Source organism: Vibrio sp. Of7-15 (assembly GCF_022347565.1).
In the GTDB taxonomy this organism is placed as follows: Bacteria; Pseudomonadota; Gammaproteobacteria; order Enterobacterales; family Vibrionaceae; genus NORP241.
In genome coordinates this window covers 58,045-84,372 of the sequence record NZ_JAKRGH010000022.1, presented here as the reverse complement: position 1 = coordinate 84,372, position 26,328 = coordinate 58,045, and the positions used below count along the sequence as shown (strand labels likewise).

The 26,328-nt window shown below is 45.2% G+C and carries 24 protein-coding genes and 1 tRNA gene; 17 read left to right on the top strand and 8 right to left on the bottom strand.

Going from position 1 to position 26,328, the window contains the following annotated elements:
- Positions 1-23: 23 nt before the first annotated feature.
- Together MHO82_RS19275 and orn are read right to left on the bottom strand one after the other, a co-directional pair.
- Positions 24-99 (bottom strand) — tRNA-Gly (locus tag MHO82_RS19275).
- A 129-nt stretch (positions 100-228) separates the two neighbouring features.
- A complete protein-coding gene (gene orn, locus MHO82_RS19270) occupies positions 229-774 on the bottom strand; it encodes an oligoribonuclease (RefSeq protein ID WP_239186515.1) in 546 nt (181 codons plus the stop codon).
- 81 nt (positions 775-855) lie between these two features.
- Between orn and rsgA the strand changes: the two genes are divergently transcribed.
- The 6 genes from rsgA to MHO82_RS19240 all read left to right on the top strand — a co-directional run bounded on the left by rsgA (position 856) and on the right by MHO82_RS19240 (position 8,179).
- A complete protein-coding gene (rsgA, locus tag MHO82_RS19265) occupies positions 856-1,914 on the top strand; it encodes a small ribosomal subunit biogenesis GTPase RsgA (protein WP_239186523.1) in 1,059 nt (352 codons plus the stop codon).
- Positions 1,915-2,040: 126 nt separating this feature from the next.
- Positions 2,041-2,913: an archaetidylserine decarboxylase gene (gene asd, locus MHO82_RS19260; protein ID WP_239186521.1), complete on the top strand. Its 873-nt coding sequence runs from the start codon at positions 2,041-2,043 to the stop codon at positions 2,911-2,913.
- Positions 2,914-3,055: 142 nt separating this feature from the next.
- Positions 3,056-4,471: an SLC13 family permease gene (locus MHO82_RS19255; protein ID WP_239186513.1), complete on the top strand. Its 1,416-nt coding sequence runs from the start codon at positions 3,056-3,058 to the stop codon at positions 4,469-4,471.
- A 10-nt stretch (positions 4,472-4,481) separates the two neighbouring features.
- Entirely contained in the window at positions 4,482-5,198 is a 717-nt protein-coding gene (locus MHO82_RS19250; protein WP_239186511.1) for a glycerophosphodiester phosphodiesterase family protein, read from the top strand.
- Positions 5,199-5,295: 97 nt separating this feature from the next.
- On the top strand, positions 5,296-7,179 hold the full coding sequence (locus tag MHO82_RS19245; RefSeq protein WP_239186509.1) for a methyl-accepting chemotaxis protein: 1,884 nt from the start codon (positions 5,296-5,298) through the stop codon (positions 7,177-7,179).
- A 109-nt stretch (positions 7,180-7,288) separates the two neighbouring features.
- Positions 7,289-8,179: a DMT family transporter gene (locus MHO82_RS19240; protein WP_239186508.1), complete on the top strand. Its 891-nt coding sequence runs from the start codon at positions 7,289-7,291 to the stop codon at positions 8,177-8,179.
- A 224-nt stretch (positions 8,180-8,403) separates the two neighbouring features.
- Here MHO82_RS19240 and epmA read toward each other — a convergent pair whose 3' ends face one another.
- Positions 8,404-9,378: an elongation factor P--(R)-beta-lysine ligase gene (gene epmA / locus MHO82_RS19235; protein WP_239186506.1), complete on the bottom strand. Its 975-nt coding sequence runs from the start codon at positions 9,376-9,378 to the stop codon at positions 8,404-8,406.
- Positions 9,379-9,913: 535 nt separating this feature from the next.
- On the opposite strand from epmA, the gene frdA reads away from it, so the two are divergent.
- The 6 genes from frdA to MHO82_RS19205 all read left to right on the top strand — a co-directional run bounded on the left by frdA (position 9,914) and on the right by MHO82_RS19205 (position 14,807).
- A complete protein-coding gene (gene frdA / locus MHO82_RS19230; protein WP_239186504.1) occupies positions 9,914-11,734 on the top strand; it encodes a fumarate reductase (quinol) flavoprotein subunit in 1,821 nt (606 codons plus the stop codon).
- Positions 11,734-12,474, top strand: a complete 741-nt coding sequence (locus MHO82_RS19225) for a succinate dehydrogenase/fumarate reductase iron-sulfur subunit (RefSeq protein ID WP_239186502.1) — start codon at positions 11,734-11,736, stop codon at positions 12,472-12,474. Before frdA ends, MHO82_RS19225 begins: the two co-directional genes overlap by 1 nt.
- 2 nt (positions 12,475-12,476) lie before the next feature.
- On the top strand, positions 12,477-12,860 hold the full coding sequence (gene frdC / locus MHO82_RS19220) for a fumarate reductase subunit FrdC (RefSeq protein ID WP_239186500.1): 384 nt from the start codon (positions 12,477-12,479) through the stop codon (positions 12,858-12,860).
- A gap of 9 nt (positions 12,861-12,869) precedes the next feature.
- On the top strand, positions 12,870-13,232 hold the full coding sequence (frdD, locus tag MHO82_RS19215) for a fumarate reductase subunit FrdD (RefSeq protein WP_239186498.1): 363 nt from the start codon (positions 12,870-12,872) through the stop codon (positions 13,230-13,232).
- A 133-nt stretch (positions 13,233-13,365) separates the two neighbouring features.
- Positions 13,366-14,061: a hypothetical protein gene (locus MHO82_RS19210; protein WP_239186496.1), complete on the top strand. Its 696-nt coding sequence runs from the start codon at positions 13,366-13,368 to the stop codon at positions 14,059-14,061.
- A 26-nt stretch (positions 14,062-14,087) separates the two neighbouring features.
- A complete protein-coding gene (locus MHO82_RS19205) occupies positions 14,088-14,807 on the top strand; it encodes a hypothetical protein (RefSeq protein WP_239186494.1) in 720 nt (239 codons plus the stop codon).
- A 9-nt stretch (positions 14,808-14,816) separates the two neighbouring features.
- On the opposite strand, the gene MHO82_RS19200 is transcribed toward MHO82_RS19205, so the two are convergent.
- Entirely contained in the window at positions 14,817-15,719 is a 903-nt protein-coding gene (locus MHO82_RS19200; protein ID WP_239186492.1) for a DMT family transporter, read from the bottom strand.
- A gap of 97 nt (positions 15,720-15,816) precedes the next feature.
- On the opposite strand from MHO82_RS19200, the gene MHO82_RS19195 reads away from it, so the two are divergent.
- Positions 15,817-16,611 carry a helix-turn-helix transcriptional regulator gene (locus MHO82_RS19195; protein ID WP_239186490.1) on the top strand — a complete coding sequence of 265 codons (795 nt, stop codon included), beginning with the start codon at positions 15,817-15,819 and terminating at the stop codon, positions 16,609-16,611.
- Positions 16,612-16,702: 91 nt separating this feature from the next.
- Here MHO82_RS19195 and efp read toward each other — a convergent pair whose 3' ends face one another.
- Positions 16,703-17,269 carry an elongation factor P gene (gene efp, locus MHO82_RS19190; RefSeq protein WP_239186488.1) on the bottom strand — a complete coding sequence of 189 codons (567 nt, stop codon included), beginning with the start codon at positions 17,267-17,269 and terminating at the stop codon, positions 16,703-16,705.
- A gap of 32 nt (positions 17,270-17,301) precedes the next feature.
- On the opposite strand from efp, the gene epmB reads away from it, so the two are divergent.
- On the top strand, positions 17,302-18,324 hold the full coding sequence (gene epmB / locus MHO82_RS19185) for an EF-P beta-lysylation protein EpmB (protein ID WP_239186486.1): 1,023 nt from the start codon (positions 17,302-17,304) through the stop codon (positions 18,322-18,324).
- A 212-nt stretch (positions 18,325-18,536) separates the two neighbouring features.
- On the opposite strand, the gene groL is transcribed toward epmB, so the two are convergent.
- Positions 18,537-20,186 (bottom strand): chaperonin GroEL, encoded by a 1,650-nt coding sequence (gene groL, locus MHO82_RS19180; protein WP_239186484.1) that lies wholly within the window; start codon positions 20,184-20,186, stop codon positions 18,537-18,539.
- A 43-nt stretch (positions 20,187-20,229) separates the two neighbouring features.
- Positions 20,230-20,520: a co-chaperone GroES gene (locus tag MHO82_RS19175; RefSeq protein WP_239186482.1), complete on the bottom strand. Its 291-nt coding sequence runs from the start codon at positions 20,518-20,520 to the stop codon at positions 20,230-20,232.
- A gap of 240 nt (positions 20,521-20,760) precedes the next feature.
- Between MHO82_RS19175 and MHO82_RS19170 the strand changes: the two genes are divergently transcribed.
- On the top strand, positions 20,761-22,101 hold the full coding sequence (locus tag MHO82_RS19170) for an MATE family efflux transporter (protein WP_239186480.1): 1,341 nt from the start codon (positions 20,761-20,763) through the stop codon (positions 22,099-22,101).
- Between the two features lie 94 nt (positions 22,102-22,195).
- On the opposite strand, the gene MHO82_RS19165 is transcribed toward MHO82_RS19170, so the two are convergent.
- A complete protein-coding gene (locus MHO82_RS19165; RefSeq protein WP_239186478.1) occupies positions 22,196-22,732 on the bottom strand; it encodes an FxsA family protein in 537 nt (178 codons plus the stop codon).
- A gap of 452 nt (positions 22,733-23,184) precedes the next feature.
- Here MHO82_RS19165 and aspA point away from each other — a divergent pair, with 452 nt between their 5' ends.
- Positions 23,185-24,642 carry an aspartate ammonia-lyase gene (aspA, locus tag MHO82_RS19160; protein ID WP_239186476.1) on the top strand — a complete coding sequence of 486 codons (1,458 nt, stop codon included), beginning with the start codon at positions 23,185-23,187 and terminating at the stop codon, positions 24,640-24,642.
- Between the two features lie 206 nt (positions 24,643-24,848).
- Positions 24,849-26,150 (top strand): anaerobic C4-dicarboxylate transporter, encoded by a 1,302-nt coding sequence (locus MHO82_RS19155; RefSeq protein WP_239186474.1) that lies wholly within the window; start codon positions 24,849-24,851, stop codon positions 26,148-26,150.
- The last annotated feature ends 178 nt before the right edge of the window (positions 26,151-26,328 follow it).

Here is a 26,328-nt window from a genome sequence, read left to right as displayed (position 1 = left end):
TTTAAAATGCCATAAGAACAATTTGGAGCGACACACGAGGTTCGAACTCGTGACCTCAACCTTGGCAAGGTTGCGCTCTACCAGCTGAGCTAGTGTCGCTTTGCATCTCTAGAGACTGAAACATCTCTACAGGGCTGCGAATTATAAGAGCAAAACTGGATGATGCAAGTGTTTCTTTGAAAAAAGATCACTTTTTTTTCATTTCAAACCAGTTTGCTTATTTCACCATCAAATATTAAAAATGTTCTGGCGGTAGAACTGCAATTCAGCAATAGACTCCCGAATATCATCCAACGCTAGGTGACTTCCAGACTTGCTAAAGCCTTTTAATGTTTCAGGTTTCCAACGACGAGTCAGTTCTTTAATCGTACTTACATCAATGTAACGATAGTGAAAGTACTCTTCCAGCTCTGGCATGTGTTTATATAAGAAACGACGATCTTGCCCAATACTGTTACCACAAATAGGTGAAATACCTTTCGGTACCCACTGCTCTAAGAAATGAATGGTTTGCTCAATAGCTTGCTGCTCCGTGATATTACTGTTTTTAACACGTTCAACTAAACCACTTCCTGTGTGTGTGGTTGTACACCATTCATCCATTTTATCCAATTCAGCATCTGGCTGATGAATAGCAAGCACAGGGCCCTCTGCTAAGATATTTAACTGAGCATCGGTAACTATGGTCGCTATTTCAATGATTTTATGAGTTTCAGGATCAAGTCCTGTCATCTCTAAATCCATCCAAATTAAATTTTGATCGCTGAATGACATATAGGTATTGCCTATTTTGTGACTAAACCATGTATGATACCTAGCTGACAGTGAAAGCCAACAAAAGTGAATCAATTAACCGTGGCAAAGAAGAAAAAGCTCACAAAAGGTCAGGTACGCCGCGTTCGTACTAACCAAAAGAAACGATTAGCTCGCCCAGAAGACAGCGTGCAATGGGATGAATCCCTATTAGAATCAGCCAAAGAAGGGCTGGTTATTACACGTTTTGGTCAGCATGCTGATATCGAGGACCCTGATAGCGGAGAAATCCACCGTTGTAATTTACGCCGCGGTATCGAGACATTGGTATCTGGCGATAAAGTGATCTGGCGCCCTGGTACTGAAGTACTGGCAGGGATCTCTGGCGTTGTCGAAGCTGTTCAGCCTCGCCAGTCGGTACTCACTCGTCCAGACTACTACGATGGCATTAAACCTGTTGCCGCGAACGTAAACCAAATGGTTATTGTCTCCTCAGTGTTACCAGAACTTTCACTGAACATCATCGACCGCTACCTGATCGCTTCTGAAACTCTCAATATAAAACCACTTATTGTCCTTAATAAGATAGACCTTTTAAGTGATTCAGAGGAAGAAGAAGTTAAAAAGCAGCTTAGCCTATACCAAGATATTGGTTACCCTGTTTTGCTGGTTAGCCGCGAAACTGGTGTTGGTATTACCGATTTAGAAACTTACCTAAAAGATCACATCAACATTTTTGTTGGTCAATCTGGTGTGGGTAAATCGAGCTTAGTGAATGCTTTGTTGCCAGAGCTAAATGTTGAGGAAGGAGCAATTTCTGAAAACTCAGGGCTAGGTCAGCACACTACTACGGCCTCTCGCTTGTATCACTTCCCCCATGGCGGTGATCTCATTGACTCTCCAGGAGTTCGTGAATTTGGTTTATGGCATTTAGAAGCAGATCAAATTACCGAGGCATTTACAGAATTTAGGCCCTTCATTGGCGCTTGTAAGTTCCGAGACTGTAAACACAAAGACGATCCGGGCTGTGTACTAAGAGAAGCGGTGGAAGACGGAAAAATTACCTCAGTACGTTTTGATAACTACCACCGTATAATCGAAAGCATGAGTGAAAACAAAGCTAATCGTCAGTTTTCTCGCAATAAGAAAGCAGATTTGTAACAGTCAGATCCATTTCAAACACTGACTTTAACATTCATTTTCGGTAGTATTTGCACCTCCGGCTGCCTCCTTGATGCTCAAGGAATAGCTAGTGTGTTGAAAAAATTGAAATTTTTGGACGGTATCGTGCTAGATAAAATCAAAGTAGGCTTGCAATATTGCATCCCACAACATGGCTTAACCCGACTAACCGGTAAATTAGCATCAACAGAAGCTGGCGGCTGGACAACTGCGGTCATTCGCTGGTTCATTGGCCGCTACAAAGTGGACATGAGCGAAGCGCTTAATCCGGATCCTGCTGCATACAAAACCTTCAACGACTTTTTTGTTCGTGAACTAAAACCAGGCATGCGCCCTATCACTGAAGGCGAGAACGTGATGGTTCATCCTGCTGATGCATGTGTAAGCCAGTTTGGCCCAATCACTAATGGTGAGCTTATCCAAGCGAAAGGCCATAACTTCTCAGCTCAGCAGCTTTTGGGTGGCGATGCACAATTGGCCGAAGAGTTTACGAATGGTGATTTTGCAACCCTATACTTATCACCTCGTGATTACCACCGCGTGCACATGCCATGTGATGGCACACTACGCCAAATGATTTACGTTCCTGGCGATCTTTTTTCGGTTAACCCATTAACGGCTGAAAATGTAGAGAACCTATTTGCACGTAACGAGCGTGTAGTATGTATTTTTGATACGGAATTTGGCCCAATGGCACAAGTTCTGGTTGGTGCAACCATTGTAGGCAGCGTTGAAACAGTCTGGGCTGGCACAATCACCCCACCAACTGGGGCGGATATCCGTCGCTGGGATTACCCTGCCGAAGGAACTGAAGCCGTTGTCTTGAAGAAAGGCGAAGAAATGGGTCGCTTTAAGCTAGGCTCTACGGTGATTAACTTATTCGCTAAAGATCAAATCACCTTTGATCAGAGCATGGCAAATAACGTCACCACTCGCATGGGCACACCTTATGCTCAAAAAGCGGAAGCGAACGATTAATATTCAGTTATAAAGTTTGACGAAACGCAAAGAGGAGCTCTATCGCTCCTCTTTTTTGATCAAAACTCTACCTCCGTCGAGGTATTTATCACCAAAATACTTATTCTGTTCTCATATCCTATCGCTTTAGAATCTGAGACTTATGACACGAATAAGCCCTGCCACATTAATTAAGCTGTTTATCTCTTTCGCCATTCCCATCGCCATTTTACTGATCCCCATCGATGCTCTGCCGATTGAAGACCTCACCTTAATCCAGCACCGCTTATTGGCTATTTTTGTCTTAGCTGCCCTATTGTGGGTCTTAGAACCGGTTCCTGTCTTTGCGACGTCGATTCTGATCATCGCTCTAGAACTCATTATGATCTCTGATAAAGGGCTTCATCTATTTCGAGAGGTTCCCGAAGGCCACCAGCTCGGTGAGCTCATGCAATACACCGACATTTTCAGCGCTTTTTCTTCGCCAATCATTATTCTTTTCATGGGCGGATTTGCCCTTGCGATCTCAGCCGCAAAGTACGAGTTAGATAACAACTTAGCCCGAGTGTTACTCAAACCTTTTGGCACTCAGCCACGCTTTATCATGTTAGGGCTAATGCTAATCACAGCGGTGTTTTCCATGTTTATGTCCAATACCGCCACCACCGTCATGATGTTGGCACTGCTCGGCCCAATTGTGGCTTCTGCACCAAAAGGTGATTTGGGCATTAAGGCCTTAGTATTATGCATTCCCATTGCCGCTAACACGGGCGGCATTGCCACCCCAATTGGTACTCCCCCTAATGCCATTGCTCTACAGTACTTAACCGGTGATAACAGCATCGACTTTTTAAGTTGGATGATGATGGGCCTACCTTTTGTGATCATCCAGCTGTCATTTGCCTGGTGGTTATTACAAAAGTTATTCCCAACCTCACAAGAGAAAATGGAGCTTAACTTAAATGGCTCCTTTCAAAAAAACTGGCGTGCCATTGTGGTGTACATTACGTTTTCGGCCACCATTCTGCTATGGATGACCACCAAGCTGCACGGCATGAATACCTATGTGGTTTCAATCATTCCTCTTGCTGTATTTACCCTAACGGGGATCATGGGTAAAGAGGAATTAAAACTCATCAACTGGGATGTGCTGTGGCTGGTTGCGGGCGGTATCGCCATTGGTATCGCTCTGGATAAAACAGGCCTTGCTCATGCCCTCGCACATGCCATTGATTATGAAAGCCTATCGCCTATCTCTGTTGTGCTAACCTTATCCATAGTATGCTGGCTAATGGCAAACTTTATGTCGAACACTGCCACTGCCAACTTACTGATGCCCATTGCAGCTGCCATTGCGGTCTCAATGGAAAGCTTAGCCAGTATAGGAGGGCTACAAGGAGTCTTGGTTGTGGTGGCCTTTTCAGCCTCACTCGGTATGATCCTTCCAGTATCCACCCCGCCAAACTCCTTAGCGTACTCTACAGGGCTAATAGAAAGTAAAGACATGGCCAAAACCGGCATAATCCTGGGATTACTCGGCTTAGCCCTAGTTTATCTTGGCGCTTTTCTACTGACATAAAGGAAAAACAGTGCTGATAATTGCCCACCGAGGGGCGCGTGCTGTCGCCCCTGAAAATACCTTAGCTGCCATCCAGTCGGCCATCGATAGTGGTGCTAAGGCCATCGAAATCGATATCCATCAACATAATGGTGAGTTTTGGGTGATCCACGACAAGTGGCTACACAGAACGACCAATGGCACAGGGCTGCTCACTGAGCACAGCACAAAAGAGCTTCGCCACCTTGACGCTGGTAATGGAGAGGGCATTCCAACATTGTGGCAGGTGCTCTCACTCGTTTCAGGGCAGTGCGCGTTAAATATTGAACTCAAAAGTATTTTCGACTTTTCCTTACTCTATCAGCACCTCGATGATGCTTGCCAAACACTTAACTTCCACCTGAATCAATTCATCGTTTCTTCTTTTAATCACCATTGGCTACAACACATTCGCGATACTCATCCCAAAATCTTAATTGGAGCCTTAACGGGTTCCAAAAATGTCGACAACGCTGCATTTGCACAACGCCTCAATTCAACTAGCATTAATATCGACCTTGATGTGATTGATAAGCACTATGTTGATGATGCTAAGCAGCGAGGGTTAAAAGTCTTTATATACACCGTCAATCAACCTAGGGACTGGAAATGGTTGGCACAACTTGGGGTGGACGGCGTTTTTTGTGACGACCCTCAAACGGCAATCCAATACTACCCCCAGCCAAGTCATTATCATTGGGATAACTAACCAGTAGAATTACCATTCACTCAATTTTTACTACCACAGCGTCATAATAAAAATTAAGCGGTTCATTGCCGCCTCACTATTGCTATGGATTGTTGCCATGAAACATACGATCAAGTTTAAAATTCAAATTGCCATCGCGGTAATTATTGCCACGGTCAGTCTTATACAGGCCTGGTTTTCCACTTCACAACTTCAACAAGAAACGCATAACGCCATTGAGAGCCAAATGGCATCCAGTGCCGACTCCACCAGCCGTTACATCAGTAATTGGTTAGATACTCGCGGAGAAATGTTACTGGCCAATGAATCCCTGATTAGAACGGGCGATAACATCGATCGCGAGCTGTTACTTACCAAACGTACGGGTAAATTTTTATCGGTTTATGCTGGATTCAGTGACGGCAGCATCGCATATGGTGACAAAACCGAAGACTGGCCCGCAGATTACGATCCAAGAACCCGCCCATGGTATCAAGATGGCAGTAGCGCGAGTGGCTTGATCATCACCGATCCATACCAAGATTTTGATGGCAGTTTAGTGGTCAGCTTATCTAAAGCGTTCAATGGAGCAAAACAAGGGGTACTGGCTGCCGACCTCACCGTAACCCATGTCATCGATCAAGTACTGAGCTTGAATCTCAATCACCAAGGCTTTGCGTTCTTAGTGGATGGCAATAACCAGATTGTGGCGTACCGCGACGAGAAGCTAAGCCGACAACCACTAACAAACTTAGATGACGAACTAACACAAAGCGCGGTTTCTGCGTTCCGCCAATCCAATCAAATGAATGAGTTTTTCTTCGACAATGAAAACAAAGAAAAGCTGATCTATTTAACCAACATTCCAGGAACCAACTGGACGTTAGGTGTGGTGGAAGATAAAGAACTGGCCTTCGAATCTGTCGCAGAACAGCTTTGGTTCACCGTGTTCTCATCTGTGATCTTATACGTGATCATTTCCATCATTGCTGGCTTTACTATTAACCGTTTACTGTTGCCATTAAGCCAACTGACTCAAGCCGTAAAACAACTGGCTCAAGGAAGCGGCGATCTCACTCACCGCATTGAAATTCAACGCCAAGATGAAATTGGTGAACTCGCCAACTACATGAATCAGTTCTTAGCGGAGCTGCAATCGATGATCAAAGGCGTGGTCGATCGCACCCATTCCATTACCGCTCAAGCTCAAGATTCGTCACAGATCTCACAAGCTTCAAGTCAGCAAGTGGAAAACCAGCAGGGTGAAGTCAACCAGATTGCAACAGCGATCCATGAAATGTCGGCAACCGCTGCCGAAGTTGCTAGCCATGCCGAACTCACAGCTGGTGCAGCGCAGCACTCCACCCAAGCCTGCCAAGATGGTCAGGAAGTCATTCAAAAAAATCTCAGCTCGATTCACGACTTATCCAGCCAGGTACAAGAGGCCGCTGGCGTGATTGAACAACTTGAAAATAACGCTCAAGAAATTAATCAGATCTTAGCCACTATTCAAGGTATCGCTGAGCAAACCAACTTACTGGCTCTCAATGCCGCCATTGAAGCCGCACGAGCAGGCGAGCAAGGACGTGGATTTGCCGTGGTCGCCGATGAAGTACGTGTATTAAGTAAGCGTACTCACGATTCCACCGAAGAAATTCGCAGCATGATCGACACACTCCAAAACAACTCTCGCCAAGCCGTAGACACCATGCAAGCGAGTACGGAGCTGACTACCAACAGCGTTGAATTTGCCCAAGCCGCCAGCGACAGTTTAAGTCAGATCACATCATCCATCACTGAGATCTCTGACATGGCCACCCAAATTGCCAGTGCGGCCGAAGAGCAACGCGCAGTAAGTGAAGACATCAGCCGCAATACTCAATCGGTCAAAGAGCTGTCTGATCAACTGGCAGAGCAAGCAGCCCAAGGGAGCCAAAGTGCGCATAACATGAGTGAAGCCACCGCCGACATGCTGCAAGATGTCTCTCGTTTTAAAATCTAGCCATCACACCTCACTATATTCAGCGGTATAAGCCACCGCTGAATGTATTTCTCCTCATTACTTTTCATGGCATAGTGCGCTATTCATCGGTTCCCTAGTAAGGATTGTTATGGGATTTGAATGGCTTGCACTGGCCGCCGCCTTTTTATGGGCAATTTCCAGTTTAATTTCCGTGACACCCGCCCGCCACTTAGGCCCATTTGCTTACAGTCGCTGGCGCATGGGTTGTGTCACCTTGATGTTATCCGCCATGGCGTTATTTACTGGCGGTTGGACAAGTCTAGAAATGAGCCATCTCTGGCCTATGGTGCTGTCCGGTTTTATCGGAATTTTCATTGGCGATACCGCTCTATTTGCCTGCTTTAATCGAATGGGCCCACGACAGGCCGGGTTACTTTTTTCCTGTCATGCTCTTTTTTCTGCCGTACTCGGTTACTGGATTTTCAGTGAAACCATGGCAGGCTGGGAGTTGGTTGGGGCCGTGCTAGTCTTCAGTGGTGTCGCCATTGCGATCTTTTTTGGCAGAAAGAAAACAGGCCAACATGATTGGGAAACCGTCAAAGGCAGTATTTGGATAGCCATAGGCTTAGGACTCACCGCGGCATTGTGCCAAGCGCTTGGCGGGGTGATAGCAAAACCCGTCATGCAAACCTCGGTGGATCCCATCGCGGCTTCTGCGGTAAGAATGGCAACCGCCTTTATTGCTCACTGCGCCCTAAGAATGATGAGATTACCCATTGCCTACCCTACCCGCAGTATTAACCCTCGTATTCTCGGCATTGTGGCTCTGAACGGTTTTTTAGCCATGGCTGTCGGCATGACATTGATATTATATGCACTACAAGAAGGTAATGTGGGCATGGTCGCTTTATTGTCCTCCACAACCCCAATTATGATTTTGCCTTTGTTGTGGCTATACACCAAGCAGCGTCCTAATAGAAATGCATGGATAGGTGCCATACTGGCCGTGATAGGAACGTGTCTGATTGTCTCGGGTTAGACAAGAGCACTTACAATTGCTATTGATAACCATTTGCATTTATAAATTAATACGACTATAGTTTTACTGTCTGCACAAGGTACCCACCACCTTTTCCTTGTATAAGACCTTGAATCCTCCTACCCCTTTGGCAATTAGGGGTCAACAATTGCTGCGTTCCCCCCTCTGGTGCTGAGTCAGCACCAGAGTATTTAACCTTATCTAGCGGTAACGACCTATTGAGATCACGCTCGCCCAAACGGAAAAGCCAACACGTTATCAATGTGATCTTTTCGCAATGCCAGCATAATTAAACGATCAATCCCTAACGCCACCCCCGCACACGATGGCAAGCCCGCCTTTAGCGCTTCGATCAAATGAAGATCTATCGGTTGCTGCTGTAGTCCCATCTCCACACGCTTGACATTATCTTGCTCAAATCGACTTAACTGCTCTTGCGGGTTATCCAACTCATGAAAACCGTTCGCCAACTCAATACCTTTGAAGTAGACCTCGAATCGATCGGCCACTCTTGGGTCATTTAGGTTGATCTTAGCTAAAGCCGCTTGAGAAGCAGGAAAGTCATAAACAAAAGCAGGTTTTTCCTGACCAATCTTGCCTTCAACTCCAATGCTGAACAACAATTGTAATAAGGTGTCCCTGTCTTGCTCTGGTTCGGCAATATCAGAAAGCCCTAACTTAGCCGCTGCTTGTTTTAACTCTTCCATTGGTGCTGCTAATGGGCACACATTTAATACATTTAAAAAAGCATCCTGGTAAGTCATGCGTTCGGCGGGTAAACACCCTAAAGTGCGCTGCAATAGCTCATCCATTTCATTCATCAAATCATGATGATCAAACTCAGGACGATACCACTCCAACATCGTAAATTCCGGATTATGATAACGGCCTGCTTCTTCATTACGGAACGACTTACAGATCTGGTAAATAGGGCCACTGCCCGCCGCCAACAAACGCTTCATATGAAACTCAGGGCTGGTCATAAAGTACAATTGCTTACCATCGGCATACCCAGGGCCCACAAATTGAGTTTGAAAGGTATGAAGGTGAACATCTGTCACGGTGGCATGGCTCATGGCTGGCGTATCGACTTCCATTACAGAACGCTCAGCAAAGAACTGGCGGATATTTGCCAATATTTGTGCTCGTGTTTTTAATTGCTCAATCGATGCCGTTGGAGCCCAAGTCTGATTTGCCATAATTCACCTCAAATTAAATATACGGCTATTTTACCGCTACTTTTTTTGAAGTCATTAGATCTGCTTTTCACTGACCACCACTCGTATCAATTCTAATTCCCATTTACATAATAAAAATCACTGCTTAGTTACCAAAAACACACCAAAAAGAAACCAGATAAACACAAGTTGCCGACATAAAAAGACCAAGAGAGTAAAACCGATAAAAGACACAAACGAATATTAAATAAAATCTTTTATTACTCTTTTTAAAATAAAGACTTATCCATTAACAAAGCGCCCCGTAAATCACGGGTTAGAAACAAATTGCAACAAAATAAACGCATATTTCCCATTTAATAAACAACCCATCACTGTGAGCGGAATCACATATAAAGCATTGTTCCCTCTTTAGTGGTAATTCCTGAAGAAAATACGGTGTGGAATCAATTTTTTTCGCAATTTCCTCTCTTAAGATAACCATTAGGATTTCAAGGTTAAGTGTGGCGAGCCCACCTTTATCATTTATTAATTATCTTTTATCCGGAGGATAACTGTGCAGACTATAACCACAGATATCGCAGTAATCGGCGCGGGTGGCGCAGGTCTTCGTGCAGCCATTGCCGCTGCGGAAGCAAACCCAGAATTAGACATTGCTCTGATCTCAAAAGTATATCCAATGCGCTCCCATACCGTGGCCGCTGAAGGTGGCTCTGCAGCCGTCATTAAGGATGAGGATAGCCTAGACAACCACTTTAACGACACCGTAAGTGGGGGTGACTGGCTTTGTGAACAGGATGTTGTTGAATATTTTGTAGAAAACGCCACCAGAGAGATGACCCAATTAGAACAATGGGGTTGTCCGTGGAGTCGTAAAGAAAACGGCGATGTCAACGTGCGTCGTTTTGGTGGAATGAAAGTAGAGCGTACGTGGTTTGCAGCCGATAAAACGGGCTTCCATATGCTGCATACCCTATTCCAAACGTCCATGAAATATGAACAAATTAACCGTTTCGATGAGTACTTCGTGGTGGATTTACTGGTTGAAAATGGCGAAGTTCAAGGCTTGATTGCCATTCATATGGCCGAAGGTGAGCTCATCACCATTAAAGCCAAATCAGTGATCCTAGCCACAGGTGGTGCGGGACGAGTGTATCACTGTAATACCAATGGCGGCATCGTAACAGGTGACGGCATGGCCATGGCTTTTCGTCATGGTGTGGCTCTGCGTGACATGGAATTTGTTCAATACCACCCAACAGGTTTACCGGGAACGGGTATTTTGATGACTGAAGGGTGTCGTGGTGAAGGCGGTATTATTGTCAATAAAAACGGCTACCGCTATTTGCAAGACTACGGCATGGGCCCAGAGACCCCAGTAGGCCAACCAAAAAACAAATACATGGAGCTAGGCCCACGCGACAAGGTATCGCAGGCATTCTGGCATGAACAACAAAAAGGCAACACCATCGACCACCCTCTTGGCGATGTGGTTCACCTTGATCTGCGCCACTTAGGTAAAGAGTACTTACACGAACGTTTACCATTTATTTGTGAACTGGCAAAAGCGTACGTGAATGTCGATCCGGCTGAAGAACCAATTCCAATTCGTCCAACCGTGCACTACACCATGGGTGGTATTGAAACCGATAAAAATAATGAAACCAGCATCAAAGGGCTATTTGCCGTTGGTGAGTGTTCTTCTGTTGGCTTGCACGGTGCCAACCGTCTTGGCTCTAACTCATTAGCCGAACTGGTTGTATTTGGCCGATTGGCTGGTGAAAGTGCGGCTAAACGCGCGGCTGAATTTACGGGTTGGAATGATGACGCCATCAACCAACAAATTGATGCCGTACAAGCACGTATCGATGCCTTGATGAATCAAGAAGGCGATGAAAACTGGGCGGACATTCGTACTGAAATGGGTAAAACCATGGAAGCGGGTTGTGGTATTTACCGCCAAGAAGATCTGATGCAAGCCACCATCGACAAGCTGGCTGAGCTAAAAGAGCGCTACAAAAACATTAGCATTAAAGACAAAGGCAAGGTCTTCAATACGGATCTTCTGTACGCCATTGAAGTTGGGTACGGCCTAGAAGTCGCAGAAGCCATGGCGCACTCTGCCATTTTACGCCGTGAATCTCGCGGTGCTCACCAACGCTTAGATGAAAACTGTACTGAACGTGATGATGAGAACTTCCTACAGCACTCATTAGCGTTTTTCAATAAAGACGCCGCACCAACCATCAAGTACAGCAACGTCACTATTACTAAGTCTCAACCTAAAGCGCGTTTGTATGGCGAAGCTGCAGAAAAAGCCGCTGCCGAAGAAGCGGCAAAAAAAGAGACTGAGATCCAAGCAGAGGAGCAGGCCTAATGTCAGCAAACCGAATTCAGAAAGTAGACATTCAGCGCTACGATCCAGAAAAAGACAATGAACCGTATCTTCAAACTTTTGACGTACCGTTTGATGAAACCATGTCAGTACTGGATGCCCTTGGTTACATCAAAGATAACTTAGATAAGGATCTGGCCTACCGCTGGTCTTGCCGTATGGCTATTTGTGGCTCTTGCGGCATCATGGTGAACAACGTGCCAAAACTTGCGTGTAAAACGTTCCTGCGTGACTACCAAGATGGCCTAAAAATCGAAGCACTGGCTAACTTCGCGATCGAAAAAGATTTGATTGTCGACATGACGCCGTTCATTGAGCGCTTAGAAGCCATTAAACCTTATATTATTGGTAACGATCGTACGCCTGAAGATGGTCCAAATAACCAAACGCCTGAGCAAATGGCCAAATACAAACAGTTTGCTAGCTGCATTAACTGTGGTTTGTGTTACGCCGCTTGCCCACAGTTTGGCTTAAACCCTGAGTTTATTGGCCCAGCAGCGCTAACCATGGCACATCGCTACAACCTAGACAGTCGTGATAATGGCTCAGCAGAGCGTATGAAGCTGATCAATGGTGAAAATGGCGCATGGGGCTGTACGTTTGTAGGTTACTGCTCTGAAGTTTGTCCGAAAAGTGTTGATCCTGCGGCTGCGGTAAACCAAGGAAAAATCGCATCTTCACAGGATTTTGTTATCGCGATGCTGAAACCTCAGGAGGCCTAAGGATGAGTAACCGCAAACCTTATGTTCGTGAAATGACACGTACTTGGTGGAAAGATCATCCTTTCTACCGCTTCTACATGGTGCGAGAAGCCACCGTGTTGCCACTGATTTTATTTACTCTGTTTTTAACCATAGGGTTAGGCAGTTTAGTCAAAGGCCCTGAAGCTTGGGCCAGCTGGCTTGATTTTATGGCCAACCCAGTCGTCGTGGCCATTAACATTGTAGCACTGCTTGGCAGCCTGTTTCATGCCCAAACCTTCTTTACCATGATGCCACAAGTGATGCCAATTCGTATAAAAGGCAAAACCTTGGATAAAAAAATCGTGGTATTAACCCAGTGGGCAGCTGTCGCCGCTATCTCACTAATTGTACTGATTGTGGTGTAAGGAGAAGTCATGGTTAACCGTAATCCGAAACGTTCTGATGAACCTGTATGGTGGGGCCTATTTGGTGCTGGTGGCTCTTGGTTCGCAATGATCACTCCAGTCACAGTATTGGTGTTAGGTATTTTAGTACCATTGGGTATCATAGACAGTGAAGCTTTGAGCTATGAACGCGCTTCTGCGTTTGCCACCAGCTTTATTGGCGCTCTTTTTGTGATGGGCACCTTAGCATTACCTATGTGGCACGCGATGCACCGTCTCCATCACGGCATGCATGATCTGAAAATTCACACTGGCGTAGCAGGGAAAATCGCTTGTTATGCTACCGCGGGGCTGATCAGTGCTCTGTCAGTGATTTTTGTTTTCATGATTTAAGCGCCCATTGAAATATCAAAGCACTGCACTACGCGGTGCTTTTTTACCACCAAATAAAAAACATCGTTTGATTGAATAGCATAAACACTTATAATGCCTGCCACTTTTCCCCCTCGTATCAGAAGAACTTATAATGAAGAAAACCCTTGCTTGTATTGCTGCGCTTAGCGCTTTATCCGGATGTGGCAGTACGGCCATTATGGAAAAATCGGAAGCGCTAAAATCTCAACCTGAACTTGCTATTCAAACCGATGGCAGCTTCTGGGGATTAGGTTCAGAAGGCACTTTTACCATTGCTGAACAATACACGGGGAAATACAGCCGCAGTGCTTCTGATTCCACTTGGTTTAATACTATAAATATCAAAGACGCTGAAATGGTGGCAGAAATTACCCGCAACGATAACAGCAAAAGTTGGCAATTAACTTGTCGTGGCGGCGGCACTGGTGTCAACGTCAGTGGCATCTCGTTTGGCGGCAACGATCCGTACACGTGTGACGTTCATGACGGTGAAAAAACAGTAGGCCACTATTCTATTGCTCCTTCAACAGGCGCAATCAGCATTAACTTTGCAACGTCTGAAGAAGGCTCATTAAAAGTAGACGATCAATATTTTACAGTAAAATCAGTACACAAAGCAGAAGGCAGCTTTATGCCTATTAATTCGGCGCTTGGCTACTCCTTTTATTCACAAGGCCAAGCCGTGGCAGCAGCGCAAACCAATGGTATGTTAACGTTACAAATGCTGCCTGAGCTAACGGAAGCGCAAAAAGACACCATCGTCATTGGCACTATTGCCAGTGCTCTCAGCTGGCGTCCTGCAGATTAATGAAACGAAACGGAGTAGAAATAACCATGTTCAGCACTCTAGTACAACGTGTACTTACTCTGATCTACTTCGTTTTTCTTTTGTCGGGGTGCACGGGCATCCCACAAATGAGCACCCCTGAAAACCTGACGGTTCAGCCAGAAATCGTTTTGAAAAAAAACCATAAAGACTGGGATAAGGTAGAAAAAGGTTTTTTTACCATTGGGGACATATACCAAGGGATCTTCAGTCGAAATATTGGCAAGGGCTACTGGTATAAATCCCAATACATCCACTCAGGAGACACCATCGTCGAAATTCTGCGTACCGACACCCGTGAATTTTGGCTCATGACGTGCAATGGCGGTGATGAAAGTGTCTTTTTTGCTCCTCTCTCATTTGGTGAAGGCCAGCCTTATCAATGCCTTATTTTCAATCAGGGCCAACAAATTGGAAAATACCGCTTAGCCGAATCCTCCAGCGCTTTAAACGTACGTATTATCCAATTCGAAATGGGGTTTATGCAGCTACAGAACAACCACTTTAGTATTGAGTCCGTCCACAATAAGGCCAACAGCTTACCCTTATTGCCAACAGAAACCCCATTAGGCTATCGGTTTTTAAGGGGAAAAAAGGTCATGGCCACCATTCAAACCGAATCAACCTTGCGGCTTAACACCATCAAAGATCTCTCCGAGCCTCATAAAAACACCATTGTTCTCGGGGCTATTGCCAGTGCACTCCGATGGTGGTCTGCACCTCAATAGCCAACAATATTATTGCGGTAATTGCTTACTATCAGGCTGCTTCATCACACCTTTTCGCGTTTTTATTTGTGAAAGAATGACACCCGATACCACCATTACACCACCAATAAAATGGTAGTTATAAAGGGTTTCGCCCAATAAATTTGCCGCAAGCGTCACAGTGCTCACCGGAATTAAGTTCATGAACATCGCACTGGATTCAGCACCAATTTTTTCAATGGCTTTCACCCAAACTAAAGGGGCGATAATGGAGGCCGCAATCGATGCATAGGCGATTAATGGCAACGAACCTTGAGTCGGCAATAATACGTCGCTACTTAACCACAATGGCGTCAGCATCCCCACTGCAAATAGGCCTTGTACATAAATAACCGTCCAATTATTCAGGGGCATTTTCCAACGCTTGAGCAACACACAATAAGCGGCATACACCACTGCAGAGAGCACCATCAAGCCATCTCCAGGGGTAATATCTTGATGAAAAAAGAAAACCACATCCCCTTCACCCAACATAAAGGTTAACCCCGCGAGTGAAATCACGCCCCCCACCACACTCAATGCTGAGATTTTATTTCCCAGCAGAGGCACACTCAAAAAGACACTGATTAAAGGCACTAACGAGGTGATCAACGACATGTTCGACGCCGTGGTTGTCATGCCCGCGTAATAGCCCAAAGACTGGTTTAACACCATGCCCAGTAGCGCCAAAAACGCCAATTTCGATAAATAGGGTTTAACGGTATGCCATTGGCGTATCACCGTTGGTAGACAGAACGGAGTTAACAACAACATGGCAAAAAACCAACGGTAAAAACTCATGGCGCTTGGCTCTATTACAGCAGAAGCCAACTTATTGACCAACGAGTTAACGCTCCAGATAAAAACGGCAATAAAAGGAAATAGATAGATCATACGGATCTCATCTTAGAAAAAGAATGCGCCTAGTCTGACAGGTCTTTATAGTTACATGTATTCTTAGAAAGACAGCGTACGCGATAAAAAGACAAAAATGCCAAAAGCCAAAAGAAACCTTCATCCTTCCCTTTCCATCACCCAAGCACCTTCTGATGTCTTCATGAACTTTGATGCCTTTCTTTCTAATACAGAAACACGAGAGCACAGCCACCCATGGGGACAAATTCAAATTATCAGTGGCGGCATTTTAGAACTGGAAGCACAAGGAGAGCGTTTTCTGGCTCCACCACACCTTGCGATATGGGTACCAACCGAAGTACGCCATTGCAGCTATAACCGAAAACCTCTGGATTATTGCTCTTTAAATATTGCGGACCAATACACGCAGGGGTTACCCAGCAGAACCAGCTTGATAAAAATCACCCCCATCGTTTCTGCCATTATTGATGACTTCCGCCAGCGCAACATTAACGTCGCTCATAACGAACAAGACAAACGTTTAGTGCAAGTATTACTGGATCAATTAGCAGCACAACAACCGGAGCCTCATTTTCTCCCCACGTCATCCAGCAAGCACCTTGCACCTATTTTGGCAACGATAGAAAACGATCCTACCAACCAATCAACACTAGCAGACTGGGCACAGTCAAGGCACACCACCAAGCGCACCCTCGCTAGGCATTGCCAAGCAGAATTAGGCATGAGCTTTACTGAGTGGCGATTAAGAATGCGCTATTTATACTCGATGGAGTTGCTACGCAAAGGAAACTCCGTAAAAGAAGTGGCACTGACTTTAGGCTACAACCAAACCAGCCCATTCATTTCAATGTTTAAAAAATACGCAGGCCAAACACCAGAGCAATACAAAAACACTTTTAATTTAAATTAGATGGGAAATATCAGAAGGAAAAAATACCAAGCAACGGGCAATAAAAAAGGCCGCCAATGCGACCCTTTCTTCTACAACGTGACACACTGTACTATTTTACACGACCTACGTATTCGCCTGAACGTGTATCTACTTTGATCACTTCGCCAATAGCGATGAACAGAGGAACACGAACAACAGCACCTGTTGCTAGTGTTGCTGGCTTACCACCAGTGCCTTGAGTATCGCCTTTTAGGCCAGGATCTGTCTCAGTGACTTCTAACTCAACAAAGTTAGGTGGAGTTACCGTAATTGGGTTATCATTCCACAGTGTCAGTGTGCAAGTGTCGTTTTCAACTAACCACTTCGCCGTATCACCAACCGCTTTAGCTTCTGCAGCGATTTGTTCAAACGTCACGTTGTCCATAAAGTGGAAGAATTCACCGTCGTTGTAAAGGTAATCAAGCTCAACATCAACTACGTCAGCAAGTTCTACCGTTTCACCAGACTTAAATGTCTTCTCAAGAACTTTACCTGAAAGTAGTTTACGCAGTTTAACGCGGTTAAATGCTTGACCTTTACCTGGCTTAACGTATTCATTTTCGATAATTGAGCAAGGCTCGTTATCAAGCATGAACTTTAAACCGCCTTTGAATTCATTGGTACTAACAGACGCCATGGTTTCCTCTTAACATCTTTGAGTTGTAAGTAATGTCGCACATAATAACCCGAAATGCTGCTTCTGTTGAGCAAAACTGGCTGAAAGAGCTAGCGAATGCGATCTCAGACCCTTACCAATTACTGCAAGCAGTGGATATTGACCCAGCCCCATGGGAAAAAGGGCTCGCTGCCCGAAAGTTATTTGCACTACGCGTACCTACAAGCTTTGTTGAACGTATGGAAATTAGCAACCCTAATGATCCACTCTTACGCCAGGTGCTGCCACTGGAAGCAGAATTTGAGGTAAAAGAAGGCTATTCGACCGATCCACTGGACGAGCAAGATAACGATGTTCCAGGCTTACTGCATAAGTACCGTAACCGCGTATTAATGATTCTAAAGGGAGGATGTGCCGTTAACTGTCGTTACTGCTTCCGTCGCCACTTCCCTTATCAAGACAACAAAGGCAATAAACAAACTTGGCAACAAGCGCTTGATTACATCGCTCAACATGATGAATTAAATGAAGTGATCTTATCCGGAGGGGATCCTCTGATGGCCAAAGATCAGGAATTAGCGTGGTTAATTCAAGAAATTGAACAAATCCCTCATATCAAAAGGCTACGCATTCACAGCCGACTGCCCGTGGTGATCCCAAACCGAATCACCGAGGAGCTGTGCCAGCTCTTACACAAGAGTCGATTACAAACCATCATGATCACCCATGTGAATCATGCCAATGAAATTAATACCGATTTCAAACACGCCATGCAGCGGCTAAAACAAGCAAACGTAACCCTATTAAACCAGAGTGTGCTACTAAAAGACGTCAATGATACCGCTAAGGCATTAATTAACCTCAGCGAATCGCTCTTTGATGCAGGTATTTTACCTTATTACTTACACGTACTCGATAAAGTACAAGGCGCGGCGCATTTTTATGTGTCAGACACTCAAGCTCGTAGCCTAATGGCCGAACTTATCGCTAATGTGTCTGGATATTTGGTGCCAACCTTAACCCGGGAAATTGGTGGCCGCAGCAGTAAAACGCCACTTGATCTGCACCTTGAATAGAAAAAGGGCTAATTGCGGCCCTTCAATGCTACTACCATAATACTTAACCAATACACTTTTGCCTGTGCATTAGCACGAGCTCCTTTCTCATTTTTTAAACTGTGTATTCCTCTAAGAGCAAAAAAAGCCCGCAACCGAAGCTACGAGCTTTTTTCTAATGATTAACCTAACTGGCTAACCAATATGTGCGATGAGCAAGGCTCAACGGATGATTACATCATACCGCCCATGCCACCCATACCGCCCATGCCGCCCATGTCAGGCATTGCAGGTGCTGCTGAATCTTGTGCTAGATCCGTTACCATCGCTTCTGTTGTGATCATAAGACCAGCAACTGATGCTGCAAATTGCAGTGCAGAACGAGTTACTTTCGTTGGATCTAGGATACCCATGTCGATCATGTCGCCGTATTCGCCAGTTGCAGCGTTGTAACCGTAGTTACCTTCACCAGAGCGAACGTTGTTAGCAACAACAGACTCTTCGTCACCCGCATTGGTTGTGATTTGACGGATAGGCGCTTCCATTGCACGTAGAGCAACACGGATACCTACGTTTTGCTCTTCGTTGTCACCTTCAAGGCCAGCAACTTTAGAAGCAACGCGGATTAGTGCAACACCACCACCAGCAACCACACCTTCTTCTACTGCAGCGCGAGTCGCGTGTAATGCATCTTCAACGCGGTCTTTTTTCTCTTTCATTTCAACTTCAGTTGCAGCGCCAACTTTAATTACCGCTACACCGCCAGCCAGTTTAGCTACACGCTCTTGAAGTTTTTCTTTGTCGTAATCTGACGTTGCGTCTTCGATTTGTTGACGGATTTGAGCAACACGGCCAGAAATCACTTCTTCTTCACCAGTACCATCGATGATAGTTGTGTTTTCTTTAGTGATAGTGATGCGCTTCGCTTGACCTAGATCTTCTAGCTGAACTTTCTCAAGCTCTAGACCGATCTCTTCAGAGATAACCGTACCAGAAGTCAGAACCGCGATGTCTTGAAGCATTGCTTTACGACGGTCACCGAAACCAGGTGCTTTAACAGCAGCTACTTTCACGATACCACGCATGTTGTTCACAACTAGAGTCGCTAGTGCTTCACCTTCAACGTCTTCTGCAATGATAAGAAGAGGGCGAGATGCCTTAGCAACCGCTTCTAGAGTAGGAAGTAGTTCACGGATGTTAGAGACTTTCTTGTCTACTAGAAGAATGAATGGGTTTTCTAGATCAACAGAACCTGCTTCTTGGTTGTTCACGAAGTAAGGAGATAAATAACCACGGTCGAACTGCATGCCTTCAACAACATCTAGCTCGTCTTGAAGTGCTTGACCTTCTTCAACAGTGATAACACCGTCACGACCTACTTTTTCCATCGCTTCCGCAATGATGTTACCAACCGTCGTGTCAGAGTTCGCAGAGATAGTACCAACCTGTGCGATTGCTTTTGTGTCTGCACATGGAACAGACAGCGTTTTTAGCTCTTCAACAGCCGCTAGAACTGCTTTGTCGATACCACGCTTAAGATCCATTGGGTTCATGCCAGCAGCAACAGCTTTTAGGCCTTCGCTGATGATAGATTGTGCAAGAACCGTTGCTGTAGTTGTACCGTCACCCGCTGCGTCATTTGCTTGCGAAGCAACTTCTTTCACCATTTGTGCACCCATGTTTTGGAACTTGTCTTCAAGTTCGATTTCACGAGCTACAGAAACACCATCTTTAGTGATAGTTGGTGCACCAAATGATTTGTCTAGAACTACGTTACGACCTTTAGGGCCTAATGTCACTTTTACCGCGTCAGCCAGAACGTTTACACCTTCTAGCATTTTAATTCGTGCGTCGTTACCAAATTTAACGTCTTTAGCAGCCATGTTTTATTCCTTTCTTAATTCTTAATTTTAAAATTGAAGTGAATTATTCAACGATTGCCATGATGTCATTTTCAGACATGATCAGGACTTCTTTACCGTCGATCTTTTCAGATTTAGTGCCGTAGCCTTCTGCAAAGATAACCGTATCACCAACTTTAACGTCCAAAGGTTGTACAGAACCATTTTCTAGAATGCGGCCGTTGCCAACAGCTAGAATAGTGCCGCGTGTTGATTTTTCAGCAGCAGAACCAGTTAGCACGATGCCACCAGCAGATTTTGATTCAACTTCTTGGCGCTCAACGATAACTCGGTCATGTAAAGGACGAATGTTCATCGGTCGTCTCCTGATAGTATTTTTTCCATAAAAATTCGGTGTTAAGAGGAGCTTTTCCTCTCAGCGTGTGTCAATAAACGTGGGGTTAAGAATGACCGATCCCAAGGTTAGCGGAACACTTTTTTGTGATTTTTTTTAAACTGGGTCACAATCTGACCGAAACTAAGAGGCGATTCCTAAATAATCCAATCACCCACAGTGGCCAAAACATAATAAAAATTCCCAATACGTAAGGCACATATGCAAGATAAACACGGTTTGTTAACCGATCCGATCCCTGATGTATTACGTCGACTAACGATCCCAATGACGTTTGGTATGGTCGCTATCTTGATGTTTAATCTCGTCGACACTTTCTTTATTTCATTACTTGGAACACAAGCGCTCGCTGCTGTCAGCTTTACTTTTCCGGTCACGTTTGCCGTCAATTGCATCACCATGGGCATGGGCATGGGCATTTCCACCAGCATTGGTCGTTTGCTGGGCCAAGGTGATAATCAGCAAGCCGCCCACTTTACTAGCCATGGTTTATCACTAACGGTACTGCTTGTTGCTGCCGCCTCTATTATTGGACTCTTTACCATCGATCCACTGTTTCAATTACTAGGCGCAGAAGAGGAATTGTTACCCCTGATCCACCAATACATGAACATTTGGTATGTGGCGATCCCGCTGCTGGTGATCCCCATGGCTGGCAACAGTGCCATCCGTGCAACAGGCGACACCAAGACCCCCGCCAAGATCATGATGTTGGCGGGATTGATTAATGGCATTCTCGATCCACTGCTGATTTTTGGTTACGGCCCTTTTCCTGAGCTTGGTATCCAAGGTGCGGCCATTGCCAGCGGGATCAGTTGGGCGGGTGCTCTGTGTGGATCTTTATGGGTATTAATCAAACGTGAAAAAATGCTGGCTTTGCCCCACTTCCCCACCTTACTGGCCGATTGGCAACAAATACTGCGCATTGGCACACCCGCTGCTTTTTCCAATGCACTGAACCCCTTGTCTGGCGCTATTTTAATGATGATGCTAGCCAGCCAAGGGACTGCGGCGGTGGCGGCTTACGGTGCTGCACAACGCATCGAGTCCTTAATGCTGATTGTAATGATGGCACTCACATCCGCACTCACCCCGTTCATGGCACAAAACTTAGGCGCTCAATCCACACAACGAGCAGCCAGTGCCATGTTTTTATCCATGCGTTTTGCCATTTTGTTCCAGTTTTTCATCTTTATTATGATGGTACCGGTAAGCATTCCACTGTCTGCCGTGTTTAGCCAAGACCAAGCTGTACGAGATGGCTTATGGCATTACTTATTAGTAGTACCAGTTAGCTATGGGTTTCAGGGTGTTGTGATGGTATTGGTCAGTAGCCTTAATGCCATGCATTTGCCAATCAAAGCCTTTCAGTGGAGCTTCATGCGCTTATTTGTATTCTTATTACCAGCGGCGTGGTTAGGAAGCCTACTCGATGGCGTTGAAGGGCTATTTATTGGGATTGCGGTAGGTAATATTGCGGGCGGCATTTTTGCTTATTTATACGCATTAAAAATTCGAAAACAACACCTGCAACCAGAGTAGTGTTCAAAAAGACACTGCCCCAAAAATACACAGCTAAAAAGTAAAAAAGCGCTTCACAGTTATTCACCATGAAGCGCTTTTTTGTATTCTTCGCTTAATTCAAGCGGTTTTGATTATCGGGTTTGTCGTCGTTATCTTTACGCTCAAACTCACCGTCAAACACATCGCCACCTTGCTGCTGATCATGATGACGCTGGAATGGGTCTTGGCCAAATGGCCCTTGCTGTTGGTGATGACCACCAAAGCCTGCCCCAAAGGCATTTCCGCCCATGCCCTGCACTTTGACTTTGCTCATGATTTGCTTAGCTAGCGCAGCACGTGGGGCTGGTAACAAGACCAACATGCCTAATGCATCGGTCATAAATCCTGGGGTTAACAGCAACACACCCGACACAGCCAACATCACACCTTCAACGATTTGTTGAGCAGGTAGCTCCCCTTGTTGCAGACGAGACTGCACAGACATCAGTGTTTGTAGCCCTTGACTGCGTACCATTGATGCACCGATAAACGCAGTGATCAGCACAAGACCAATCGTAGGCCATAAACCTAAAAAGCCACCGACTTGCACAAATAAGGCAATTTCAATAATCGGTACAACAATAAACATCAACAACAGAACTGGAAACACAAACGCCTCTCTTTACTTAGTGTGAATAACATCAGTCTAACAGGGGTAAACAAAATAAACACTGAATGCAACTCAACCGACTCTCTATACATTGGGGCATCCTTAACCAATCACAATCATTTTGATGCCGAATATATCTTTTTGTGTCAGTTAATGCAGAGAAAAAACACCTTATTCACAAATGCATACAATCTAATATAGATCTTACTTTTCTATATCTAATCCATTAACAGCATTTGAGAAGGGAGTCACACTTTAGTGCAAATATATTTATACAGACAAAAAAGGTGATCAGAGTGGTTTTTTTACCTCTAAAGGGGAGTATGATTGCGTTCAGAAACACAGGTATCAGGTACGATCATCAGCCAAATATTCTGACGAATGGATTCTAAAATGCAGAAGTGGCTAAGCGCATTGAATTTTTTTAGCAGATACCACTAAGGGTTCCCCCTATGACTCAGATGATTGATCTTGAAAATAACACGACAAAAAACATGGCTACTCGCATTGAAGAAGATCTTCTTGGTCAACGCCACGTTCCAGCAGAAGCGTACTACGGCATTCATACTCTTCGCGCCGTAGAAAATTTCAACATTTCTAGTGTCACTATTTCTGATGTGCCAGAGTTCGTTCGTGGCATGATCATGACAAAAAAAGCGGCGGCTCTTGCCAATAAAGAGCTAGGTGCGATTCCATCAGAAGTGGGCGAGTACATTGTTAAAGCCTGTGATTTGATCTTAGAAACAGGCAAGTGCATGGATCAATTCCCATCAGACGTTTTCCAAGGCGGTGCGGGCACTTCCGTTAACATGAATGCAAACGAAGTGATTGCTAACGTTGCACTAGAGCTAATGGGCAAAGAGAAAGGCGAATACGACATCATTAACCCAAATGATCACGTAAATAAAAGCCAATCAACAAACTGTGCTTACCCTACAGGCTTCCGCATCGCGGTTTATAACAGCATCATTAAGCTGATCGAAGCCATTGAGTACCTAAAAGGTGCATTCGAGCTTAAAGATCAAGAATTCCGCAACATCCTAAAAATGGGTCGTACTCAGCTGCAAGACGCGGTACCAATGACGGTAGGCCAAGAGTTCCACGCATGGGCTATCTTGCTAAAAGAAGAAATCAAAAACCTGAACTACACAGCTAAACTACTGCTGGAAGTAAACTTAGGTGCAACCGCTATCGGCACTGGCTTAAACGCAGCGACAGGTTACCAAGAGCTAGCCGTAAAACACCTAGCAGAGGTTACTGGCCTAGAGTGTGTAGCGGCAGAAGATCTTATCGAAGCTACTTCAGACTGTGGTGCTTATGTGATGATCCACGGTTCACTAAAACGTACCGCAGTGAAACTGTCTAAGATCTGTAACGATCTTCGTCTGCTTTCTTCTGGCCCTCGCGCTGGTCTAAATGAGCTAAACCTACCTGAGCTACAAGCGGGCTCTTCCATCATGCCAGCAAAAGTGAACCCAGTGGTTCCTGAAGTAGTAAACCAAGTGTGCTTTAAAGTCATGGGTAACGACACCGCCATTACTTTCGCAGCAGAAGCGGGCCAGCTACAGCTAAACGTAATGGAACCTGTGATCGGCCAAGCACTGTTTGAGTCTATCGATATTCTGAAAAACGCGTGTGTGAACTTACGCGACAAGTGCATCGATGGCATCACGGTCAACAAAGACGTTTGTGAAGCTCACGTATTTAATTCTATCGGCATCGTAACTTACCTGAACCCATTCATTGGCCACCACGAAGGTGACATTGTTGGTAAGATTTGTGCTGAAACAGGCAAGAGCGTACGCGAAGTGGTACTGGAGCGCGGTCTATTAACAGAAGAGCAGCTAGATGACATCTTCTCTGTTGAAAACCTGATGCACCCAGAGTACAAAGCAAAACGCTACAACTAATCATCACTTTAAAAGGGCTCTTAGGATAAGGGCCCTTTTTGCTATAGATCCCCCTTATTTGTTTTGCCATACGCAGTGGTTGCTTCATGGTCGCCATTGGTTTCGACTTTTCAAAAAATCGATTTTATAAAATCAAACAGAAAAGCCGCGTGTTGTAATGAACAAATAAGTTTGCTTATTTTTATCTTTAGACAGGAGTAATCATTATGATTGCAGTAGAACTTCTTGTCGTCTTACTGTTCATCTATTTAGGTGCACGCATAGGCGGTATTGGTATTGGTTTTGCAGGTGGTGCAGGTGTGATCGCCTTAACCATGGTATTAGGATTAGACGCAGGTACGATTCCCGTAGACGTTATTTTGATCATCATGTCGGTGATCACCGCGATAGCTGCCATGCAAGTGGCAGGCGGCATGGACTGGCTGGTAGACTTGGCCGAAAAGTTCTTACGTAAAAACCCAAAACACATTACATTTTATGCTCCAGTTGTGACCTACTTCATGACCTTATTAGCAGGAACCGGTCACACGGCATTTTCAACCCTGCCAGTGATTGCTGAAGTGGCAAAAGAGCAAGGCATTCGCCCATCTCGCCCTCTTTCTATTGCCGTCGTTGCTTCCCAAATTGCCATTACAGCGTCTCCAATCTCAGCCGCTGTGGTTTTCTTCTCCGGCATTTTAGAACCACTTGGCGTCGGTTACTTAACTCTTTTAGCAGTGTGTATTCCAACCACGTTCATCGCCTGTATGGTGGGGGCATTTGTCGCGAACTTCTTAGGTTGTGAGCTCAAAGACGATGCCATTTATCAAGAGCGCTTAGAAAAAGGCCTGATCAAAATGAAAGGCTCAGCAGAGCGCCAGATCTTGCCAACAGCCAAAGTCGCCACCTACATTTTCTGTGCAGCCATTGCTGCTGTCGTGATTTACGCGACCTTGATCAGTAAAGCGGTGGGCTTTATTGAAGCACCTGCCATTGGCCGCAACCAAGCCATCATGGCATTAATGCTGACGGCAGCCACCGCGATTGTGATGATCACAAAAATTGATGCCTCTAAAATTGCTGGTGCAGCCACCTTCAAGTCAGGCATGAGCGCATGTGTGTGTGTACTGGGTGTGGCATGGCTTGGTGATACGTTTGTATCCAACCACATTGGTGAAATCAAAGAGTTTGCAGGCAGCATTTTAGAACAATATCCATGGATGCTGGCAGTCACCCTGTTTTTTGCTTCTATGTTGCTGTATTCACAAGGAGCAACTACTACAGCACTTATGCCAGCCGCTTTAGCCATTGGGGTGGCACCATTAACGGCAGTGGCGTCTTTTGCCGCCGTCAGTGCCCTTTTTGTATTGCCAACTTACCCAACTTTATTAGCAGCGGTAGAAATGGACGATACAGGCTCCACGCGCATCGGTAATTTAGTGTTCAACCACCCATTCTTCATTCCTGGCGTGGTGACAATTACCACTTCTGTTGCCCTTGGTTTTGTTATCGGCGGTGTGATTCTGTAATCCCTTCTTACAAATAAACCTTCATGATGGCGATCCTTGTGGTCGCCATTTTTCGATCATTATCACCAAACCAGAACAATGGATCTCAAGAAAACGGGCATAATACGTGCCACACAGTTCATAATAACAGCAATTTATGGGCGAACTATCCCAAAAGTGGTATAAAAGAGAATGGAAA

What these genes read in the sequence shown, in the direction of transcription:
- orn (WP_239186515.1), bottom strand. Translation starts at nt 774, where the DNA reads ATGTCATTCAGCGATCAAAATTTAATTTGGATGGATTTAGAGATGACA.
- MHO82_RS19255 (WP_239186513.1), top strand. Translation starts at nt 3,056, where the DNA reads ATGACACGAATAAGCCCTGCCACATTAATTAAGCTGTTTATCTCTTTC.
- MHO82_RS19245 (WP_239186509.1), top strand. Translation starts at nt 5,296, where the DNA reads ATGAAACATACGATCAAGTTTAAAATTCAAATTGCCATCGCGGTAATT.
- MHO82_RS19240 (WP_239186508.1), top strand. Translation starts at nt 7,289, where the DNA reads ATGGGATTTGAATGGCTTGCACTGGCCGCCGCCTTTTTATGGGCAATT.
- epmA (WP_239186506.1), bottom strand. Translation starts at nt 9,378, where the DNA reads ATGGCAAATCAGACTTGGGCTCCAACGGCATCGATTGAGCAATTAAAA.
- MHO82_RS19225 (WP_239186502.1), top strand. Translation starts at nt 11,734, where the DNA reads ATGTCAGCAAACCGAATTCAGAAAGTAGACATTCAGCGCTACGATCCA.
- frdC (WP_239186500.1), top strand. Translation starts at nt 12,477, where the DNA reads ATGAGTAACCGCAAACCTTATGTTCGTGAAATGACACGTACTTGGTGG.
- frdD (WP_239186498.1), top strand. Translation starts at nt 12,870, where the DNA reads ATGGTTAACCGTAATCCGAAACGTTCTGATGAACCTGTATGGTGGGGC.
- MHO82_RS19210 (WP_239186496.1), top strand. Translation starts at nt 13,366, where the DNA reads ATGAAGAAAACCCTTGCTTGTATTGCTGCGCTTAGCGCTTTATCCGGA.
- MHO82_RS19205 (WP_239186494.1), top strand. Translation starts at nt 14,088, where the DNA reads ATGTTCAGCACTCTAGTACAACGTGTACTTACTCTGATCTACTTCGTT.
- MHO82_RS19200 (WP_239186492.1), bottom strand. Translation starts at nt 15,719, where the DNA reads ATGATCTATCTATTTCCTTTTATTGCCGTTTTTATCTGGAGCGTTAAC.
- MHO82_RS19195 (WP_239186490.1), top strand. Translation starts at nt 15,817, where the DNA reads ATGCCAAAAGCCAAAAGAAACCTTCATCCTTCCCTTTCCATCACCCAA.
- efp (WP_239186488.1), bottom strand. Translation starts at nt 17,269, where the DNA reads ATGGCGTCTGTTAGTACCAATGAATTCAAAGGCGGTTTAAAGTTCATG.
- epmB (WP_239186486.1), top strand. Translation starts at nt 17,302, where the DNA reads ATGTCGCACATAATAACCCGAAATGCTGCTTCTGTTGAGCAAAACTGG.
- groL (WP_239186484.1), bottom strand. Translation starts at nt 20,186, where the DNA reads ATGGCTGCTAAAGACGTTAAATTTGGTAACGACGCACGAATTAAAATG.
- MHO82_RS19175 (WP_239186482.1), bottom strand. Translation starts at nt 20,520, where the DNA reads ATGAACATTCGTCCTTTACATGACCGAGTTATCGTTGAGCGCCAAGAA.
- MHO82_RS19170 (WP_239186480.1), top strand. Translation starts at nt 20,761, where the DNA reads ATGCAAGATAAACACGGTTTGTTAACCGATCCGATCCCTGATGTATTA.
- aspA (WP_239186476.1), top strand. Translation starts at nt 23,185, where the DNA reads ATGACTCAGATGATTGATCTTGAAAATAACACGACAAAAAACATGGCT.
- MHO82_RS19155 (WP_239186474.1), top strand. Translation starts at nt 24,849, where the DNA reads ATGATTGCAGTAGAACTTCTTGTCGTCTTACTGTTCATCTATTTAGGT.